This is a genomic window from Nonomuraea sp. NPDC050663, assembly GCF_044456985.1.
Classification (GTDB): domain Bacteria; phylum Actinomycetota; class Actinomycetes; order Streptosporangiales; family Streptosporangiaceae; genus Nonomuraea.
Map to the genome: position 1 here is coordinate 141418 of NZ_JBITGL010000011.1, position 19978 is coordinate 161395.

The 19978-nt window shown below is 72.9% G+C and carries 16 protein-coding genes; 6 read left to right on the forward strand and 10 right to left on the reverse strand.

Annotated features, from left to right (window positions below):
• Window positions 1-36: 36 nt before the first annotated feature.
• Window positions 37-462 (forward strand): helix-turn-helix domain-containing protein, encoded by a 426-nt coding sequence (locus tag ACIBH1_RS31155; RefSeq protein WP_181614093.1) that lies wholly within the window; start codon window positions 37-39, stop codon window positions 460-462.
• Here the strand turns inward: ACIBH1_RS31155 and ACIBH1_RS31160 are convergent.
• The 4 genes from ACIBH1_RS31160 to ACIBH1_RS31175 form a co-directional block, all read right to left on the reverse strand.
• The gene (locus ACIBH1_RS31160; RefSeq protein WP_397317529.1) at window positions 457-2043 is read right to left on the reverse strand and encodes a helix-turn-helix domain-containing protein; all 1587 of its coding nucleotides are present in this window, start codon (window positions 2041-2043) and stop codon (window positions 457-459) included. The genes ACIBH1_RS31155 and ACIBH1_RS31160 overlap by 6 nt on opposite strands.
• Entirely contained in the window at window positions 2040-2792 is a 753-nt protein-coding gene (locus ACIBH1_RS31165) for an alpha/beta fold hydrolase (protein WP_397317530.1), read from the reverse strand. Before ACIBH1_RS31165 ends, ACIBH1_RS31160 begins: the two co-directional genes overlap by 4 nt.
• Window positions 2792-4123 carry an FAD-binding oxidoreductase gene (locus tag ACIBH1_RS31170; protein ID WP_397317531.1) on the reverse strand — a complete coding sequence of 444 codons (1332 nt, stop codon included), beginning with the start codon at window positions 4121-4123 and terminating at the stop codon, window positions 2792-2794. Before ACIBH1_RS31170 ends, ACIBH1_RS31165 begins: the two co-directional genes overlap by 1 nt.
• A gap of 65 nt (window positions 4124-4188) precedes the next feature.
• Window positions 4189-5334, reverse strand: coding sequence for an alpha/beta hydrolase (locus ACIBH1_RS31175; protein WP_397317532.1), 1146 nt, complete (start codon window positions 5332-5334; stop codon window positions 4189-4191).
• A 201-nt stretch (window positions 5335-5535) separates the two neighbouring features.
• Here ACIBH1_RS31175 and ACIBH1_RS31180 point away from each other — a divergent pair, with 201 nt between their 5' ends.
• Window positions 5536-10968 (forward strand): beta-ketoacyl synthase N-terminal-like domain-containing protein, encoded by a 5433-nt coding sequence (locus ACIBH1_RS31180; RefSeq protein WP_397317533.1) that lies wholly within the window; start codon window positions 5536-5538, stop codon window positions 10966-10968.
• Window positions 10969-11000: 32 nt separating this feature from the next.
• A complete protein-coding gene (gene ccrA / locus ACIBH1_RS31185) occupies window positions 11001-12200 on the forward strand; it encodes a crotonyl-CoA carboxylase/reductase (RefSeq protein ID WP_397317649.1) in 1200 nt (399 codons plus the stop codon).
• Here ccrA and ACIBH1_RS31190 read toward each other — a convergent pair.
• The 4 genes from ACIBH1_RS31190 to ACIBH1_RS31205 form a co-directional block, all read right to left on the reverse strand.
• Window positions 12184-13362: a helix-turn-helix domain-containing protein gene (locus ACIBH1_RS31190; protein WP_397317534.1), complete on the reverse strand. Its 1179-nt coding sequence runs from the start codon at window positions 13360-13362 to the stop codon at window positions 12184-12186. The two genes, ccrA and ACIBH1_RS31190, sit on opposite strands and share 17 nt — an antisense overlap.
• Window positions 13363-13401: 39 nt before the next feature.
• Window positions 13402-13998 (reverse strand): TIGR03086 family metal-binding protein, encoded by a 597-nt coding sequence (locus tag ACIBH1_RS31195; protein WP_397317535.1) that lies wholly within the window; start codon window positions 13996-13998, stop codon window positions 13402-13404.
• Window positions 13999-14097: 99 nt separating this feature from the next.
• Window positions 14098-14298 (reverse strand): EF-hand domain-containing protein, encoded by a 201-nt coding sequence (locus tag ACIBH1_RS31200; protein WP_397317536.1) that lies wholly within the window; start codon window positions 14296-14298, stop codon window positions 14098-14100.
• 11 nt (window positions 14299-14309) lie between these two features.
• Window positions 14310-15158 carry a LysR family transcriptional regulator gene (locus ACIBH1_RS31205; RefSeq protein ID WP_397317537.1) on the reverse strand — a complete coding sequence of 283 codons (849 nt, stop codon included), beginning with the start codon at window positions 15156-15158 and terminating at the stop codon, window positions 14310-14312.
• Window positions 15159-15220: 62 nt separating this feature from the next.
• Here ACIBH1_RS31205 and ACIBH1_RS31210 point away from each other — a divergent pair, with 62 nt between their 5' ends.
• From ACIBH1_RS31210 to ACIBH1_RS31220, 3 genes are read left to right on the forward strand one after another with little or no spacing between them, the layout of a single operon-like run.
• Window positions 15221-16195, forward strand: coding sequence for an aldo/keto reductase (locus ACIBH1_RS31210; protein WP_397317538.1), 975 nt, complete (start codon window positions 15221-15223; stop codon window positions 16193-16195).
• Complete coding sequence (locus tag ACIBH1_RS31215) at window positions 16192-16671, forward strand: nuclear transport factor 2 family protein (protein WP_397317539.1); 480 nt, start codon at window positions 16192-16194, stop codon at window positions 16669-16671. Before ACIBH1_RS31210 ends, ACIBH1_RS31215 begins: the two co-directional genes overlap by 4 nt.
• 13 nt (window positions 16672-16684) lie before the next feature.
• Complete coding sequence (locus tag ACIBH1_RS31220) at window positions 16685-17431, forward strand: tyrosine-protein phosphatase (protein WP_397317540.1); 747 nt, start codon at window positions 16685-16687, stop codon at window positions 17429-17431.
• Here ACIBH1_RS31220 and secD read toward each other — a convergent pair.
• A complete protein-coding gene (gene secD / locus ACIBH1_RS31225; protein WP_397317541.1) occupies window positions 17428-19581 on the reverse strand; it encodes a protein translocase subunit SecD in 2154 nt (717 codons plus the stop codon). The genes ACIBH1_RS31220 and secD overlap by 4 nt on opposite strands.
• Window positions 19582-19617: 36 nt before the next feature.
• Window positions 19618-19947, reverse strand: coding sequence for a hypothetical protein (locus ACIBH1_RS31230; protein ID WP_397317542.1), 330 nt, complete (start codon window positions 19945-19947; stop codon window positions 19618-19620).
• Window positions 19948-19978: the final 31 nt, after the last annotated feature.

Here is a 19978-nt window from a genome sequence, read left to right on the forward strand (position 1 = left end):
TGTAACTAAGGACATCCTGGAGCAGGATGGACTCTCATGGAAGACGGCACTTGGAAGGCACCGAGTTACTGCACGGGAACCGACGATGACGTGCGGCAATGGGACACCCGCGAAGACTGCGAGGTGCGCCAGATCCTCGACCGGATCGCCGACAAGTGGTCGCTGCTCGTCATCGCCCTGCTCGACCGGCGCACGATGCGCTTCACCGAGCTGCGCAAGGAGATCGACGGGGTCAGCCAGCGCATGCTCACCGTCACCCTGCGCCAGCTCGAACGCGACGGGCTGATCAAGCGCACCGTCTACCCGGTCTCGCCCCCGCGCGTCGACTACGAGCTCACCGCGCTCGGCAACTCGCTCCAGGAGGTCACCAAGGCGCTGGTGGTGTGGACGGAACGGCACCAGCAGGAGATCTCGGAGGCGCGCACCGAATACGACCAGCGGGAGATCCTGCCCGTCTCATGAACCCAGGCCGTGCAGGCGCAGCGCCAGCTGGACCTCCAGCGCCCTGGCCGGGCCGTCCCAGCCCTCGCCCAGCACCTCGGTGACGCGGCGCAGGCGCTTGTAGAGCGTGTTGGGATGGATGTGCAGCACCTCGCACGTGGCCGCGTGGTGGCGGAACCGGTCGAGGTAGGCCCGCGCCGTCTCGGCCAGGTGCGGCACGGCCAGCAGGGGACCGACGGTGACGTCCACGAAACGCCGCAGGTCCTCGCGCCCCGCCTGGCCCAGCAGCGAGCGGTAGACGCCCAGCTCGTCGGGCAGCGCGCAGGCGCCCTCCCTGCCGAGCGAGCGCAGCAGCCCCACGCAGGAGGCGGCGTCGCGTTGCGCCTGCCGTACCTCCGCGGGGCCGCCCGCGCAGGCCGCGACGCCCGCGGTCACCTTCTGGGCGGCGGATGTCAGGGACCGCAGGCGTGTACGGACGGCCGCGGGGTCCTTGCCGCGCAGCAGGACCACCGAGCGGCCCTCGTGGGCGAGCGCCCAGCCGTCCAGCCTGGCGGCCAGCGACGGGTCGGCGGGGTCCAGGACGGCGACGCAGCGCACCTGGTCGAGGTCGACCCCGGCCAGGCCCGCGCGGCGGCGGGCGGTGGCCTCGTCGAGGCGGGTGCCGAAGAGGGCGGCCGACAGCTCGCCGCTGGCCCGGCGCTCCGCCTCGGCGACGGCGCGCTCGGTGGCGAGGGCCAGGGCGACGAAGGTGGCGCCGGTCTCCAGCAGGTGGGCGGCGGGCCTGGCACCGCGCACCACGAGATCGCCGACGTGCTCCTCACCGACGAGAACGGGCGCCGACACCACTGAACCGCCGACGATCGCGCCCGAGCCCGCCGAGCCCGCCGAGCCCGCCGCGCCCGAGCCCGAGCCTGCCGAGCCCGTGCCCGCCGCGCTCCTTGCCGGTCCCTCCACGAAAGTGACGGCCGCGCCGAACTCCTCGCCCAGGGCCGCGGCGGTCTCGGCCACCCCTCCGCCACGTACGGCCAGCCGCGACAGCCGCTGGTGCAGCGCCACGGCGGCGGTGAGCTCGGCGGTGGCCCGCTCGTAGCGCGCGAACAGCCGCGCGTTGTGCAGGGCCAGCGCCGCGTGCCCGGCCAGCGAGGCGAGCAGCTCGATCTCCCGGTCGGCGAACTCCCGCGGCCGCCGCGCCGCGGCGAACAACACGCCGATGCTCTCCGAACCGACCCGCAGCGGCACCCCCACGATGCCGCCGAGCCGCTCGCTCGCCGCCGCGGCGTCCACCGCCCCGAGATGCAGGATGCCCCCGTCGCGCAGGTAGTCGGCGCTCCACAGCGGCTCACCGCTCTGCATGACGAGCCCGCCGAGCCCCGCCCCGGAGGGCACCTCGATGCCCTCCAGCGCGTTGCCGAGCGTGCCCTCGGCCACCTCGATGCGCAGCAGCCCGTCGTCGCGGGCGAGCATGAGGTAGGCCACGTCGAGCCCGAGCAGCCGGCGCGCCTCCACGGCCACCTGGCGCAGCAGGTGCGCGGGGTCACGGATGGAGGTCAGCTGCCTGGCCAGGTCGTTGAGCACGGCCAGCTCGTCGGAACGCAACGTCATGAGAAGGCGACGATCTCCTGCGCGAGCCGTTCGGCCTGGTCGTTGTGGACGGCGTGGCCGCACTCGTCGAGGACGACGGCGCGGGCGAGCGGGTTGAGCGCGGCGGACGCCTCGGCGTGCTCGCACGGCCAGTACTGGCTGTCGCGCCCGGCGACGAACAGCACCGGCACGCCGACCCTGGCCACGACGTCGCGCCAGTCCTGCGAGGCGTGGTCGCGCAGCAGGTCGTACTTGTGGGGGAGCTGGGCGAGCATCGCGGCGGTGGCGGCGTCGTAGGGCGGGTTGCCCCTGTCGGTGGCGGGGATGCCGTCGGCGAAGTGCACGCCGGCGTTGTCGGGGGTCAGGCCGTAGAAGCCGTACGGCCAGGCGGGCGTGTTGATCATCTTGGGCGTCTGGTCGACGCTCACGATGCCGCGCACCCGGGAGGTGCCGAACAGGTCGGCGTAGGACCAGATGACGCTGGCGCCCATGGAGGCGCCCACCAGGAGCACCTGGGTCAGGTCCAGCGTGGCCATGAACTCGTGCAGGTCGGCGGCGTGCCTGGCGATGCGCTGGCCGTACGCGGGGTCGGCGGCGTCGCCGTGGCCCCTGCGGTCGAAGGCCAGCACCCGGTGGCCCGCCTCGACCAGGGCTCGCTGCTGGACGGCCCACCAGGTGGCGGGGGCGGAGTAGCCGTGGACGAGCACGGTGACGGGGCCCGAGCCCTCTTCCAGGTAGTGCAGCTCGACGCCGTCGCTGGTGGTGATCATCAGATGACCTTTCCCGGGTTGAGGATGCCGGCGGGGTCCAGGGCGGCCTTGACGGCCCGGTGCATGTCGAGCACGTCCTGGCCCAGCTCGGTGCGCATGCCGCGCATCTTGAGCAGGCCCACGCCGTGCTCGCCGGTGACGGTGCCGCCCAGGTCGAGGCAGTCGTCGATGATCAGGTCGAAGACGATCTGCGCCTTGTCGGGGTCCTGGGCGATGATCAGCGGGTGCAGGTTGCCGTCTCCGGCGTGGGCGATGTTGGCGACGTGCACGCCGTGCGCCCGGCCGTGGCGCTCGATGCGGGCGAGCATCTCGGGGACGAGCGCGCGGGGCACGCACACGTCCTCGGTGAGCACCGGGCCGAGCCGTTCGAGCGCCGGGTAGGCCAGGCGGCGGGCGGCGAACAGCGCCTCCGCCTCCTCCTCGTCGGTGGAGTGGGTGCTGAAGACCGCGCCCGCCGCGTCGAAGGCGTCCTGGATCGCGGCCTCCTCCGTGCTGCTTCTGGCCAGCAGGAGCACGTCGCCGAGGTCGGCCAGGCCCATGTTCTTCCACTCGTCGACCGCCTGGAGGCAGTAGCGGTCGACCAGCTCCAGCGCGTCGGGCGTCAGCCCCCGCCTGGCCACCTCGGCGACCGCCTCGCCCGCCGCGACCAGGGAGTCGAAGGCGCCGACGATCGTGTGCGGCTTGCGCGGGAGCGGCAGCAGCCGCACGGTCAGCTCGGTGATCACGCCGAGCGTGCCCTCGGAGCCGATCATCAGCGCGGTCAGGTCGTAGCCGGCCACGCCCTTGCGGGTGCGCCTGCCGAGCCGTACCAGCTTGCCCTCGCCGGTCACCACCTGCAGGCCCAGCACGTAGTCGCGGGTGACGCCGTACTTCAGGCAGCACACGCCGCCCGCGTTGGTCGCGGCGTTGCCGCCGAGCGTCGACCACGGCGAGCTGGCCGGGTCGGGCGGGTACCACAGGCCGTGCGCGGCGACGGCCGCGCGCAGGTCGTCGTTGACCACGCCCGGCTGGACCACGGCCAGCTGCTCGGCGGTGTCGATCTCCAGGACCCGGTTCATGCCTTCGAGCGAGAGGATGACGCACTCGTCGACGGCGTTGGCGCCGCCCGACAGGCCCGTGCCCGCCCCGCGCGCGACCACCGGCACGCGGTGGGCGAAGCACAGCTCGACGACCCGGCGCACCTCCTCGGCGTCGGCCGGGCGCACCAGCAGCGCGGCCTTGCCCGCCGGGGCCCAGGCGGCCTGGTCGTTGGAGTAGGCGGCGATGACGTCGGGGTCGTCGACGATGCGGTGCGGGGGCAGTGCGGCGGCCAGCGCGGCTCTGAACGGCATGCACTGAAAGTTAACAACGCCTCATGGCCCGCGGTGAGGTGGGGTTCCTCCACCTCGGAGCGGGTTCAGTGGAGTTTCCACTCACCGACCTTGGCGGGGCCGCCTCCCGGCAGGCCCAGCGCGCCCAGGATCATGGGGAAGGAGGTGCGGAACTCCCGGTACCAGTACGGCCAGGTATGGGTGCCGTTGCCGTACAGGTTGAGCGTGTGCTCGATGCCCAGGCCGGTCAGCCGCTGACTGAAGGCCTTGGCGGTGTAGGCGGAGATCGGCTCGCCCAGGTGGGCGGGATGCCACGGGGTGCCGGGCGGGTCGAGCTCGCCCTGGCCGCTGGTGGTGCCGCTGGAGATGTAGAGGCTGACGCCCTTGAGGTTGGGGGCGAGCACCATGGGGTCGTTGGCGGCCCACACCTTCTTGTTCCTCGACGGGTCGCCCCACAGCGCCAGGGGATCCTGCTTCTCGCTGGCCTGGGCGTTCATGATGAGCTGCGGGATGCCGGGCAGCTGGGTCGCCATGATGCCGCTGTAGGCGCCGGCGAAGCGGAACATGCCCTTGTTCGCGGCGGCGTACTTCATCGCGCCGTAGGCGCCCATCGACAGGCCCGCGATCGCCCTGCGGCCGCCCGCGCGGTAGCCGACCTCCAGCAGGCGGCGCACCTCGTAGGTGTGGAAGGTGGCCCAGGCGGGCGGGCCGCCCTTGCCGCGGTTGTACCAGTCGGAGTAGTTGCCCGCGCGGCCCGCCTCCGGCATGACGACGATCGCGTCCACGTCCTGCGTCAGCGCGGCGATGTCGGTCATGCGCGTCCACGAGGTGTAGTTGTCGGCGCCGCCGTGCAGCAGGTAGAGCACGGGCCAGGTGCGGCGTGCCTGCTTGGACCAGCCGCGCGGCAGCAGCATGCGCACCGGCAGCAGGCGGCCGACCGCGCGGGAGGAGATCAGCACGTCGAGCGTGCGCGGCCCGGACCGGCGTTCGGCGACCACCCGCGCGGTGCCGGGCAGGGCGGGCTGCCAGGCGGCGTACCCTCCACCTGACTTCCCCTGACCGGCGGGCGGCTGGGTGGGCTGCTGTCCCGGCTGCTGGACCGGCGGCTGCGTCGGTTGCTGGCCTCCGGGCTGGCCGTCGGGGACCAGCGACCAGTCGGGGTCGGCGGCCGCCGGGGCGGGGGCGAGTCCCACCGCGAGCGCGGCGGTGATGGCCAGCAGGGCACGACGCATGGGGCGAGGCTAGGGAGCGGGCCGGTCGCGGGCTATGCCCTGAGGCAACGAAAGCCGGTGTCCGATGCGTCGCGCCGGACAAAAGCCGTTATCACCGCCGTGACAAATCGTCGGACCGGAATGTGAGGCGGGCATCTGCCCCCGCCGTGGACTTCTCGGTAGGTTGGCCGATCACTTCTCTCTCGGCGACGTGGAGGACGAGTGAGCGGCGATGTCCGTGGGTTCCTCATCGAACGGATCGCTGCCCGCTGCGGCCTGATCGCCGACGAGGTCGACCCCGACCGGCCGCTGGAGGAGTTCGGGCTGTCGTCCAGGGACGCCGTCGGTATCGCAGGGGAGCTGGCCGGGCTGCTCGGCCGCGACCTGGCGCCCACCCTGGTCTGGGAACACCCCACGATCGCCCGGCTGGCGGCGGCTCTGGGCTCCCCGTCGCCGGAGCCCGTCGCGGGGCCGTTCACCGCCGCCGACCACGACGACGCGATCGCCGTGGTCGGGCTGGGCTGCCGGGTGCCGGGCGCGCACGGCCCCGAGGAGTTCTGGCGGCTGCTCATGGAGGGCAGGGACGCCGTGACCACCGTGCCCGAGGGCCGCTGGGAGCCGTTCGCGGGCCTGGAGGCCACCCGGCACGGCGGATTCCTCGACGACATCGCGGGATTCGACGCGGAGTTCTTCGGGATCTCGCCGGGTGAGGCCGAGACCATGGACCCGCAGCAGCGGCTGCTGCTGGAGACCGCCTGGGAGGCGCTGGAACACGGCGGGCTCGCGCCACGGTCGTTGCGCGGCAGCCGTACCGGCGTGTTTGTCGGCATCTCGGGCAACGAGTACGCCTACCTGACCACCGCAGATCCCGCCGGGATCGACGCCTGGACCGCGACCGGCGCGGCGCTCAGCATCGCCGCCAACCGGCTGTCGTACCTGCTCGACCTGCGCGGGCCCTCCCTGGCGCTCGACACCGCCTGCTCGTCCTCGCTGGTGGCCGTGCACCTGGCGGTGCGCAGCCTGCGCTCGGGCGAGTGCGACCTGGCCGTGGCCGGAGGGGTCAACCTGCTGCTCTCGCCGGTCGTCACCCGCGCCTTCGACCAGGGCGGCGGCACCTCGCCCGACGGCCGCTGCAAGGCCTTCGACGCCTCCGCCGACGGCATGGTGCGCGCGGAGGGCTGCGGGGTCGTGGTGCTGAAGCGGCTGGCCGACGCGGACGGCGACCGGGTGCTGGCCGTCATCAGGGCGACCGGGGTCAACCAGGACGGGCGTTCCAACGGGCTGGTGGCGCCCAACCCCGAGGCCCAGCAGGCCCTCCTCGCCTCGGTGTACGGCGGGCTGGACCGCGGGCCCGACTACATCGAGTGCCACGGGACGGGGACCTTCCTCGGCGACCCGATCGAGGGCCGGGCCATCGCCGCGTCCGTGGACGGGCGGGTGTTGATCGGTTCGGTCAAGTCCAACCTCGGGCATCTGGAGGCGGCGGCCGGGGTCACCGGGGTGATCAAGACCGCCCTGTCGTTGTGGCACGGGGTCCTTCCCGCGAGCATCCATTTCGCGACGCCCAACCCGCATCTGCCGTGGGAGCGGCTGGAGGTCGTCACCGAGCCGACGCCGTGGCCGCGCGACGACGCCAGGGCGGGGGTGTCGTCGTTCGGGTTCGGCGGCACCAACGCCCACGTCGTCCTGGACGCCTGCCCTCCGGCGCGAGCCGACGCCGGTGGGGAGGCCCGCCCTGCCGCGCCCCTTCTCGATGCGGGAGCGCCCACCGCGCGGCGGCTCTTCGTCCTCTCCGACGCCTCCGCCGAGCGGGTGCGCGAGCACGCCGCGCTCCTGGCCGCCTGGCGTCCCGCGGCCGACCCGGCCGACATCGCCCACACCCTGGCCCGTCGCGCCCACCGGGGCAGGATCGCCGCCGCCGCCTTCGACCTGGCCGACCTGCCCGCCGCCACCCCCGCGCCGGTACGGCCCGCCACCCGGCCGCCCGTCTGGGTCTTCAGCGGGTACGGCTCGCAGTGGCCCGGCATGGGCGCCCACCTCCATCGCACCGAGCCCGCCTTCCGCGCCTGCCTCGAAGAGCTCGCACCGCTGCTCCGCGCGGAGGCGGGCATCGACCTGTGGTCGGAACCCGAGGGCGTGGCCACCGCCCAGCCGCTGATCTTCGCCGTGCAACTGGCCCTGGCCAGGCTCTGGCAGGCCTACGGCATGCATCCGGGAGCCGTGATCGGCCACTCGATGGGCGAGGTCGCTGCGGCGGTCGTCGCCGGAGGGCTCGGCGTGCACGACGGCGTGCGCGTGATCTGCCGCCGGGCCCGCAGGCTGGCCTCGCTCGGGGGCGGCGGCGCCATGGCCGTGGTGGACGTGGCCGCCGCGCAGGTGCCCGGCTCCCTGCACGTCGCCGTCTACGCCTCGCAGACCCGCACGGTCGTCACCGGCGCGCCCGACGAGATCGCCAGGTTCGCGGAGCAGCTGGCTGCCCGCGAGGTCTTCTGCCGGGTGCTGACCACGGAGGGCGCTGGGCACTCGCCGCAGGTCCAGCCGCTGCTGCCGCTGCTGCGTTCCGACCTGGCCGCGCTGACGCCGGCCAAGGCGACGATCCCCTTCTACTCGACCGTCTTCGACGACCCGCGCGAGGCGCCCACCTTCGAGGCCGCCTACTGGGCCGCGGGCATCCGCCGGCCGGTCAGGCTCACGCAGGCGCTGCGGGCCGCCGCCGACGACGGGTTCACCCTGTTCACCGAGGTCAGCCCCCACCCGATGCTCGGGCTCGACTTCTGCTCGACGCGCCGCGACTCCGACGAGAGCTTCTACGCCCAGCTCGCCCTCGCCGCCGCCTCCAGCCCGCCGCGCACGCGCGGCCGCATCGTGGACGTGCCGCACGCCCCGTGGCGGCACACCCGGCACTGGGCCGACAGGGTTCGCCGCCCCACCGGCCACCCGGTGCTGGGTGTCCACGTGGAGACGCCATCCGGTCACGCGTGGAGCGTGGAGTTGTCCGAGGGCACGCACCTGTCGCTCGCCCAGGTGGCCGAGCTGGCCTGCGCAGCCGCCTCCGAACTGGGCACGACGGCCGGACGGGTGCGGCTGCACGCGCCCCTGGCCCTGCCCGCCCAGGTGACCGTGACCGTCGGCGAGGACCTGGTCGAGGTGAGCCGCAAGAACGCGGCCGGGGTGTGGAGGCGGTACGGCAGCGCCGTCCTGGGCTCGGGCGACGCGGCCGTGGACGAGACGGCGGGCATGCCGCTGCCGGTGCCGTTCGAGGCCAAGCTGGTGCAGCGCGCGTGGGTCCCGGTGCCGCCCGGAGCCGTGTCGGCCGGTGAGCGGCTGGTCCTTCCCGCGGACCTGGACGCGTTCGGGGCCGAGAAGGCGCTGCTGGAGATCGCCTGCCGGGTGACGAGGGGCCGGAGCCTCACGATCGTCACGCGGAACGCCGAGCCGGGCAATCCGGCGGCGGCGGCGCTGCGTGGCCTGGGCAGGGTGCTGGCCATCGAGCATCCGGCGCAGCGGGTGCGGATCGTCGACGTCGACACCCTGGACGCGCTCCACGCCGAGGGCGACACCGGCGACGACGAGGTGGCCTGGCGCGACGGGGTCAGATACGCGGCCCGCCTCGTGCGCGCCGACCTCGCTGCCGGCCCCGGCCCCGGCCTCGTGCGCGCACCCCTCACCGGCACCCCCGCCCTCTCACGCAAGCGCGTGGTGCGCGACGGCGCCTACATCGTCACCGGCGGCACCGGACGCCTCGGCGGGCTCGTCGAGCGCTGGCTGCTCGACCGGGGCGCGACCCGGGTTGTGCTCAACAGCAGATCCGCCGGCACCCAGGGCGACCTGGCCGCCCCCGGCACGGCCGAGCGCCTGGTCGAGGCGGCCACCACGGGCGGCATGCCCCTGCGCGGAGTGATCCACGCCGCAGGTGTCCTGGACGATCGGCTGGTCGCCGACCTGACGCCGGAATCGGTCCACAGGGTGTGGACACCGAAGGTCCACGGCGCGCTCAGGCTCCACGAGGCGACCAAGGACCTCGACCTCGACTGGTGGGTGGCCTTCTCCTCCGCTGCAGGCCTGCTGGGCTCGCCGGGCCAGGCCGCCTACGCCTCGGCCAACGCCTTCCTCGACGCGCTGTGCGAGCGGCGCAGGTCCGAAGGGCTGCCGGGCCTGTCGATCGCCTGGGGCACCTGGCAGGGCGCGGCCGCGATGCCGGGCATGGAGCCGCTCACCGAGGAGGAGGGCATCGAGGCCCTGGAGGCGTTGCTGCAGCGCGGGATCTCGGCCGGGGTGGTCAGGCTGGACGTCTCGCGGGCCGTCGCCGCCTTCCCGTCGATCACGCGCGTGCCGTACTTCTCCGGTTTCGTCCAGGAGCAGCGGCGCGAGCCAGGGGCCGCCGACCTGGAGTCGATCGTCGAGCTGCTCAGGGAGCGGGCGGCGACGGTGCTGGGGTTCGACCCGGTCTGGCTCGACGAGGGGAGCGTCCTGACCGATCTGGGCCTCGACTCCCTGGCGGCCACGCGGCTGCGCGGCATGGCCGAGCACGACTTCGGGGTGACCGTCGCCATCGCGCCGCTGCTCAACGGCGGGACCCTGGGCGAGCTGGCCCGGTCGGTCGCCGCCGAGCTGGGCGTCGACGGCGGCAGCCTGCCCGAGCGGTTCGTCGGCCCGAGGGACGCGGCCGAGCGGCAGGTGGTGCGGGTGCTCTCGGGCTTGCTCGGACGCGAGCCGGGGGTGACGGAGCCGGTGCCGGGCGAGATCCTCGGCGAGGCTCTGCGGGTGCTCGGCGAGGAGCTCGGCCATGTGCTGCGGGTGGCCCCGCGCACCGTCGCCGAGCTGGCCGACGCCGTGCGGCTGCTCGACGAGGGCGAGGCCGAGCAGGGGATCGTGCGTCCCCTGAACGAGGCGGCCAGGGCGGGCACCCTGGAGGGCGCGTTGTTCCTGGCCCACCCCGCGGGCGGCACCACCGGCGTCTACGCCCTGCTGGCCGGCGGGCTCGACGTCCCGGTCTTCGGTTTGGAGCGCCTGGAGGAGGCCGGCCCGGTCGAGCAGCGGGCCGAACGCTACGCCCGCGCCGTCAGGGAGCTGACCGGCGGCCGTGCCGTACGGCTCGGCGGTTGGTCGTTCGGCGGCGTCCTCGCCTACGAGGTGGCCAGGAGGCTGCCCGAGACCGAGCTCGTCGTGATGATCGATTCGGGTCTGCCCGGCGAGGCCGGGCCGGACGCCACGGCCAGCCGATACGCCCGCTTCGCCGCCTACCTGTCGTCCACGTACGGCGCGGCCGTCGAGCTCACCGAGGACGACCTGCGAGGCCTGACCGAGCAGGCCCAGCTGGAGCTCCTGGAGGAGCGAGTGGCCGAATCGGGCGTCCTGGCCGGCCTCGGCGCCGCGATCCTGCGCCACCAGGTCACCTCGCACGAGGACACCAGGGCGCTGGAGCTCTACGAGCCGGGGCCGCATGACGGCCCCGTCGTGCTCTACCGCTCGACCGAGCCGACCCCGTGGGCCGTCGAAGACCCCAGGTACGCCCACCACGACGACCCCACCAGGGGCTTCGGCCCCCACGCGAGCGGCCTGCGCGTCGTGGAGATCGGCGGCGCCCACCACCTCAACCTGCTCGACCCGCCCCACGTGGGGGCCATCGTCAAGCACCTGAAGGAGATCCTGTGAGGGCAGCGTACGTCCACAAGGAAGACGTCGGCATGTTCGGCAAGACGCCGCACGGGACGGACGGCGTCGACAAGGACGTCAGGCGCTCCATCCGGGTGGGTGAGGTCCCCGTGCCGGAGTTGCTCCCCGACGAGGTGCTCGTCCAGGTGATGGCGAGCGCGATCAACTTCAACACGGTGTGGACGGCGATGTTCGAGCCGATCCCCAGCTTCGCCTTCCTCGAACGGCTCGGCCGCACCGACCCGCGCCACGACCTGCCCACCCACGTGCTCGGCTCGGACGCCTCGGGCGTCGTCGTCGCGACCGGCGAGGCCGTACGGCACTGGCGCCCGGGCCAGAAGGTCGTCACGACGCCCGCCTACGTCGACTCGCAGGACCCGATCACCCACCACGACAGCATGCTCGCCGCCGACCTCAGAGCCTGGGGCTTCGAGACCAACTTCGGCGGCCTGGCGGAGTACGCCGTGGTCAAGGCGACCCAGCTGCTCCCCAAGCCCACCCACCTGACCTGGGAGGAGGCGGCGTGCTCGATGTTGTGCGCCTCGACCGCCTACCGCATGCTGGTCAGCGACAACGGCGCCAGGATGAAGCAGGGCGACGTGGTCCTCATCTGGGGGGCGACCGGCGGGCTCGGCTCGTACGGCGTGCAGCTGGTCAGGAACGGCGGCGGCATCCCGGTGGGCGTCGTCGGCTCCGAGGCCAAGGCGGCGCTGCTGAAGCGCCTGGGCTGCGAGCACGTCATCGACCGCTCCCAGTTCGAGCACCTCGACGACGAGAAGGCCTGGCGTGCCCTGGGCGCCGAGATCAGACGGCTCGTGGGGGAGGATCCCGACATCGTCTTCGAGCACACCGGCAAGGAGACCTTCGGCGCCTCCGTCTACGTCGCCAGGAAGGGCGGCAAGGTCGTGACGTGCGGGTCTTCGAGCGGCTACGCCCATGAGTACGACAACCGGCACCTGTGGATGAAGCTGAAGAGCATCATCGGCTCGCACGGCGCCAACTACCAGGAATGCCACGAGGTCAACCGCCTCATCGACAAGGGCATGATCCACCCGACGCTGTCGGCGGTCTACCCGCTGGAGGAGACGGCGCAGGCGGCTCGTGCCGTCCAGACCAACCGGCACGTCGGGAAGGTGGGCGTGCTCGTCCAGGCCGAGCGCGAGGGGCTCGGTGTCGACGACCCGGCCAAGCGGGCCAGGATCGGCGAGGAGAGGCTCAGGCTGTTTCGCTGACCGCGACGGCCTGGCGGGCGCGCAGCACGATCTCCAGCTCGAAGCGGATGTCGGGATCGTGCAACTGCTCGCCGTACAGCTCCTCCAGCTGGCGTAACCGGTAGCGCACGGTCTGCGGGTGCACGTGGAGGCGGGCGGCCACCTCGCCGGCGCCCCTGCCGTACCTCAGCCAGGCCAGCAGCGTCTCGGCGAGCCGGTCCTGCTGCGTGGGCCGCAGGTGTGACAGCGGCGCGAGGCGGGTGGCGGCCAGCGCGCTGACCAGTTCCTCGTCCTTGAAGACGATCAGGGTGGCCATGTGCTCCGCGCACCTCAGCAGGCGCCTGCCGTGGTCGAGCACGCCGCGCCTGGCCAGGCCGAGGGCCTCGGTGGCCCAGCGCAGCGACGACGCGGCCGCCGCCAGCGGCACGGCGGGCCCGACCGAGGCCTGCCATCCGCGCAGGGCGTGTTCGAGGAGCTGCGCCTGTCCCGGTCCCGCCGGATCGGGCACCAGCAGGCACGGCACCGGCCGGTCGAGGCCTTGGAGCACGTCCTGGTGCAGCACCGGCGGGCGGTAGCCGTTCTGTTCTTCCAGCGCGACGGCGGCGACCGTCTTGGGCAGCCGCCACCCGGCCGCCTTGGCCAGGTCGGAGACGGCGTCGAGGGAGGCGGCGGGGCTCAGCAGCAGGTCGAGCAGCCTGCGCCGCCGCCGCTCCATCTCGCCGGCCGCGTGCGCCCTGGCCTCCTGGTATCCCTCGGCGGCGGCGTCGGCCAGCTGGTCGAGGTAGACGAAGATCGCCTCGCCCATGTCGTAGAGCGACTGCGGGGTCAGGCCGAGCGGCGCCGCCAGCTCCGTCAGCCGCCGCCACCCCACCCGGGCGCCCAGGCGCATGGCGGTCTGCAGGGGTTCGAGGTTGCGGCCCTCGTGCGCCTCGCCGCGCCCGATCATGCGGAACGGCTCGGCCTCCCAGGGCGCCTCGGGGTTCTCGATGTGGTCGAGGAAGCCCTCGATGGCCTGCTCGACCGCCATCCTGATGATCTTGATGTAGGTCTCGTCCGAGGGTCTGGCGTACTCCGGGATACGGGCCTGGATCTCCTCGATCACCTCGCACGAGACCGTGTCGATGCCCTGCCTGAGCGTCTTGACGACGTCAGATGGGACACGGATGTCACTCCTGATAGCCATCGTCCCTCCTGTCGCCATTAAAGCGACAGAAGTTCTGGTCTACCAGGGGGACCACTGCGGGTCGCGGCCGATGAAGGCGAGCAGCCGGTCCTGTGGCGAGGCGTCCTGCCCGATCCGCACCTCGGGTCCGAACACCTCCACGCCCGGGCCGAACGCGCCGGGCGTGCGGTATTTCTCCAGCACGTCGCCGGGCAGCGCGGTGATGGCCGTCCAGTGGTAGGCCACGTCGGCGGGGTCGATCGTGTCGTCCTGGCCGGTGGCCTTGGCGAGGTCCCATCCGTGGAGCGGGAGGTCGGCACTCGGGACCTTGTCGATGTGCTCCCCGAGCGTCATCGTCCCGGCGGGAGTCTCGCACTCGGTGCCCGCCAGCGACGGGTCGGCGAGGATCGCCTCGACGTCGGCCCGCGCGGAACGGAACGCGGCGACCGGATCCTCGTCGACCGACGGCGCGTCGCTGAGCGGGCGGCCGAGCGGACGCAGGATCACACCGTGCATGTCGATGATGTGGCGCACCACGTCACGGGCGGTCCACTTCTCGCACGGTGACGGGTCGTCCCACTGGCCGGGGCGGACGGCCGCGACCTTGCGGTCGAAGGCGTCCGCACGCCGTCGGTAGCGGTTGGCGATCTCACCCATCGTCGGCCTCCATAACCATCGAGTTCGATAACCCTTTGGTTATATACCGGGCCGGGCGCCGATGGGAAGAAGCCCCGGCGTTCCCGCCAGGGGGAGGGTTCACCGGTCCAGGAAGTTGCCCAGTTCCTGAACGTTGATCAGCCCGTCGCCGTCGAGGTCGAGCTGCTTGACGGCTTCCTCCGCCCGCTCGATGGTGATCGGCTGGCCGAGGATGTCCATCAGCCTGACCAGCTCTTCAGGGGAGATCAAGCCGTCGCCGTCCGCGTCGAGCAGCTTGAACGTGGTCTCGTAATCGCTCATGTTCACGCACCTTATTGGAGAGCATCAAGAAATGCCCTGATTTGCGGGCGAGAATCCCCCGAGCGCCAGGCAATGGCGAGCTCGGCGGGCGCGAGGCCGGTCACCGGCCGGTAGGCGACCCCGGGACGGCGGTAGAGCTGGGCATTGCCCTCGGCCACCAGGGCCACGCCGAGACCGCTGGTGATCGCCTCGAACGTCTCGTCGGCCGTCGAAGCCGTCGCGCCGACGATCGAGCCGGGACCACCGAGCCAGAACTCGCGGAGCGGCCCCGCGGAAACGGGCAGGGCGATGAAGGACTCCGCCTCCAACTGCTCGAAGGCGATCTCCTCCAGCGCCGCCAGCGGGTGGTCCTCGGCCAGCGCCACCCATCGGCGCTCGACCGCGAGCACCCGCGTCGTGAGCCCAGGCACCGCGGGCAGCCAGACGAAGGCCACATCCGAGCTCCCGTCGGCCAGGCCGCCGCTCGGGTCGTCCCAGCCCACCAGCCGCAGCGAGACCTCCCAGCCCGGCATCGCCGAGCGGAACCGCCGCAACGCCTCCTGCTGGATGCCGCGCCCCACCGCGGTCTGCATGCCCACGACCAGCGTGCCGCTCGGCACGGCGGCCCGCGCCGCCTCGACGCCGGCGTTCCACCCGGCCAGGGTCTCCCTCGCGTACGGCAGCAGCGCGGCCCCCGGCCGCGTCAGCGACATCCCGCTGTGTACCCGCTCGAACAGGGCGAAGCCGAGCTGCCGCTCCAGCATCCGCAGCTGCTTCGACAACGCCGGCTGGGAGACGAACAGGCGCTCGGCCGCCCGGGTGACGTTCAGTTCCTCGGCCACGGCGACGAAGTAGCGCAGATCCCGCAGATGCACGTCCATAACCGTTGGTTATAGCAAAGGGTCTTGGACGGGCTTCGCGGCCCGACCGCAGGATGATGCCCATGAGAAACCTTGGAACCCTGAACGTCCCCGCCGTCGGCTACGGCGCCATGGTGCTCTCGCCCGGTATCTACGGCGAGGTCGACGACGCCCGCGGCGAGCGTGCGATCAAGGCGGCCCTCGACGCGGGCGCCACCCACGTCGACACCAGCGACGCCTACGGCCCCGACGGGCACAACGAGCGGCTGGTCGGGCGGGCCGTCAAGGGCCGCCGCGAGGAAGTGGTGGTGGCGACGAAGTTCGGGCTGGCCGTCCCCGAGGGGGAGAGCAGCCGCTCCTTCCCCGTGGGCTACGCCTTCGGCGAGTTGCGGGTGAACGGCGAGGCGCGCCTGGTGCGGCGTTATGCCGAGCGCAGCCTGGCCAACCTGCAGACCGATGTGATCGACCTCTACTACGCCCACTACCCCGACCCCGGAGTGGAGATCGAGGAGACCGTGGGGGCGATGGCCGAGCTGGTCAAGGACGGCCTGGTCAGGCACCTGGGTCTCTCCAACGTGACGGCCGGGCAGCTGCGGCGCGCACATGCCGTCCACCCGATCGCGGCGGTGCAGAACGAGTGGTCGATGTGGCGTCCGGCCGACGCCGACCTGCGCGGGGCGGCCAAGGAGCTCGGCGTGGGGATCGTCGCGTGGAGCCCGCTGGGCAACGGCTTCCTGACCGGCACCGTGCAAGAGCTCGGCGACGGCGACTTCCGGCACAACGCGCCGCGCTTCTCCGCCGAGAACCTGGCGGCCAACAACGACAGGTACGCGCCCGTGCGTGATCTCGCGGTGGAGCTGGGGATCACCCCCGCCCAGCTGGCCCTGGCCTGGCTGCTGCACCAGGACGAGCACGTGGTGGCCATCCCCGGCAGCCGCACGCCCGCCCACATCGAGGAGAACGCCGCGGCCGCCGACCTCCGGCTGCACCCCGACACCCTGGCCCGCATCGACCAGGCGCTGGCCAGGTTCGAGGTCACCGGGGGGACGCTGTTGTGAGGCGGCTGATGATCGGCGTGCTGGTGGCGTTGATGGTGGCGGGCTGCTCGTCAGCGGGCGATCCGACAAGCGCGACGGGCACAGCGGGTACGCCGGGCACGACGGGCACAACCGCTACGACGGGCACAACCGCTACGACGGGTACGCCGGTCGCGAGTGTCGACGCGGCGGCCCAGGCCTACGTCGAGGCCGTCAACGCGGGTGACCTCGACGGCCTGGTGGCCGCCTTCGCCCCCGACGCCGAGATCGTCGACGTCGGCCGCAGCATCCGGGGCGCCGACGCCATCAGGACATGGGCGGACAACGAGGTGATCGGCGGCAGGCTCGACGTCCTGGAGATCGTGCAGACCCGCCGCGACGGGCAGAAGCTCCTGGTCAACTGGGCCCCCGGCGGCACCGGCGGCTTCCACGCCCACTACGACCTCACCTACGCCGACGGCACGATCGTCGAAGCCGACCTCCAGTACGCCGGTTGATACTGTTCGAACCATGCTCATCGCATCCGCGCCGAACCTGCGTGACCTGGGCGGACACCGCACCACCGACGGACGCAAGGTCCGCACGGGGGTCGGTTTCCGCTCCGGCGCGCTCAATGTGCTGACCCCGGAGGAACAGCAGCAGCTGGTCGCCGCCGGGGTCAGGCTGGTCTGCGACCTGCGCACCGACAAGGAGCGCGAGGACGGCCCCGACCTGCTTCCCGAAGGCGTCGAGTACAGAGTGCTCGACGTGCAGCGTCACGGCGGCCACGGGGCCGACATCGCCGCCCTGTTCGCCGCGCCGGAGCAGGCCGAGGCGCTGCGCTCGCCGCAGTCGGCCGAGCGGTTCCTCACCGAGGTCTACCGCGCCTTCGTCACCACCTCCGACGCCCACGAGGCCTACCGCGACCTGCTCAGGGCGTTGCGGCGGCCCGGCACGCTGATGCACTGCACGGCGGGCAAGGATCGCACCGGCTGGGGCACGGCCGTCCTGCTCTCCCTGCTCGGAGTGGACCGCGACACGATCATGGCCGACTACCTGGAGAGCAACCTGCACCTGAGCGGCCCCTACGCCCCGCTCATCGCCCTCGCGCCCGACCCCGAGGTGATCCGCCCGCTGCTGGAGGTGCGCGAGGTCTACCTCCAGGCCGCCTTCGACACCGCCGAGCAGCACTACGGCGACCTGGAGAGCTACGCGAGCCGGGCGCTGGAGCTCACGGAGGCCGACCTGGCCGCCCTCCGTGAGCTCTACCTGCACTAGACGACGGCTCCCGGCCGGATCTCCTCCTTCTGTACGGCGGGCGGAGGAGTCCGGTCGCGCCCTTCCAGCTCGACGGCCAGCGGCCCCGCCACGAAGCACGACGACAACGTGCCCGTGACGATGCCGATCAGCAGCGCCAGCGCGAAGTCGCGCAACGAGTCGCCGCCCAGCAGCACCAGCGCCACCAGGATGAACAGCGCCCCCAGCCCGGTGTTCACCGTGCGCGGCACGGTCTGCAGGATCGCGCTGTTGACCGTGCGCTGGAAGGGCGCCCGGCCCACCCACAACTCGCGGACCCGGTCGAAGACCACGACCTTGTCGTTGACGGAGTAGCCGACGACGGTGAGCATCGCGGCCAGGAAGACGCCGTCGATCGGCTTGCCGAGCCAGGCGAAGGCGCCCACGACGACCGCGGCGTCGACGAACAGCGCCGCCACCGCCGCGGCGCCGAACGTCCACCGGAAGCGCAGCGCCAGGTAGACGAGCTGTGCCGCCAGCGCCACGGCGAGCGCGATGAGGGCGTTGCGCCGCAGTTCCGCGCCGAGCGAGGGACCGATCAGCTCGTCGCGGACCACGGGCCCGAGCACCTGGCCGATGCCGGCGGCGTCGTCGCCGGAGATCTGCCCGGTCCGCACCGCGATGCGCCCCTCCGAGGCCTGGACGACCGCCGAGGGGAAGCCCGCCTCGCTGACGGCCTGACGGGCCGCGTCGACCCCCATCGTGGAGGAGAACTCCATGACCCGGCCGCCGGTGAACTCGACGCCGAAGTCGAGCCCGCGGACGGCCAGCCCGGCGAAAGCCACCACCAGCAGTCCGCCCGCGACGGCCAGCCAGAGCCTGCCGCGGCGCATGACGAACGGGTCGCGCTCGGTCAGCCAGGTGCGCACCCGGCCGACCGAGCCCAGCCCCGACAGCCGGGCGGGCATGCGCCCGACGGTCCACTGCGTGAGCACGCGGGTGATGAGCAACGCCGACACCAGCGAGGCCAGCACGCCGATGGAGAGCGTCACGCCGAAGCCCTTGACCGGTCCCGACGCCAGCCAGAACAGCAGCCCGGCCGAGAGCAGCGTGGTCACGTTGGAGTCGGCGATGGCGCTCCAGGCCTTCTTGAAGCCGAGGTCGAGCGCCGGACGCAGGGACCCGCGATACTCCTCCCTGGCCCGCTCGAAGACCAGCACGTTGGCGTCGACGGCCATGCCGATCGCCAGCACGAACCCGGCCAGTCCCGGCAGGGTGAGCGTCGCGCCGACCGCGATCAGCGCCGCATAGGAGATGAGCCCGTAGCAGGCCAGCGCCAGCGCGGCGAGCAGGCCGACGAGCCGGTAGACGAGCACGATGAACAGCCCGGTGGCCAGCACGCCGATGACGGCCGCCTGCCAGCTCGCCTCGATGGCCGCGGCGCCGAGCGTCGGGCCGACGACCCGCTGCTCGACGATCTCCAGCGGCACCGGCAGGGCGCCGCCCTTGATCAGCACGGCCAGGTTCTGCGCCTCCTCGGCGGTGAAGCGCCCGCTGATCGTGGTCGAGCCGCCCTGCTGGCCGGCCTTGCACGGGGTGTCGTCGCCGACGACGGGGGAGGAGATGACCTTCCCGTCGAGCACGATCGCCACCCGCCGCGCCGGGTCGTCGTACGGCCGGCAGGCCGCCTCGCCGGTGAGACGCTGCCACGGACCGGGCTGCGCGAAGGTGACGTCGACGAACCAGCCCGGTCCCCGCTGCGGGTCGGTGCGGGCGACGGCGTCGGTGACCCCGTCGCCCGCGACGGCCACGGGACCGGCCGACAACGGCTGCCCGGTCTCGTCGGTGAACCGCTGCCCGCCCGAGGCGAGCACGGGGTGGAACGACAGCTGCGCGGTGCGCCCCATGACAGCTGCGGCCTCGCGCGGGTCGAGCACGCCCGGCAGCTCGACGATGATGCGCGCGTCGCCCGAGCGCACCAGGGTGGGCTCGGCCACGCCGAGCCCGTTGGCCCGGCGTTCGAGCACGTCGCGGGCGCGGTCGACGGCCTCAGGCGAGGCCCCGCCCTTGGCCTCGAAGACGATCTGGGTGCCGCCGCGCAGGTCGAGGCCGAGGCGCGGGGCCATGGTGAATGCCAGGAACAACGAAGAAACGATGACGGCAAGGGCCGCCACCGCACGCCAAACAGGCATGCAGAGAACCTCCACACGATAAATCCGAAAATTTGGTCAGATTTCGCGAGTGGAGGGAGGGGCTCGGGCCGAAATCCCCCGCGGAGCAGCGCCCGGCGTGAAATCCGCGGCTTCTGCCGTACGGGAGGAGAACCGGTGGCCCGCGCCCGCGGATCCGGCGGACGACGGCACGGCCAGGCCGGAGAAGTGGGCGGGTGACGGCGCGGAGGCCCGCGGGGTGACGGGGGCGGGACTGCCCGCCTGGTGCTGCGCCGGGCAGTCGAGGACGGCGGCGCTCTGCACGACGGTGACGGGCGCCCGCACGCCGGTCACCAGGAAGATCGAGGACAGCAGAAGGACCAGCGCCGCGGGCAGTCTGATCCTCACGCGTTCACCGTAGCCTGGTTCGGGGTAGCGG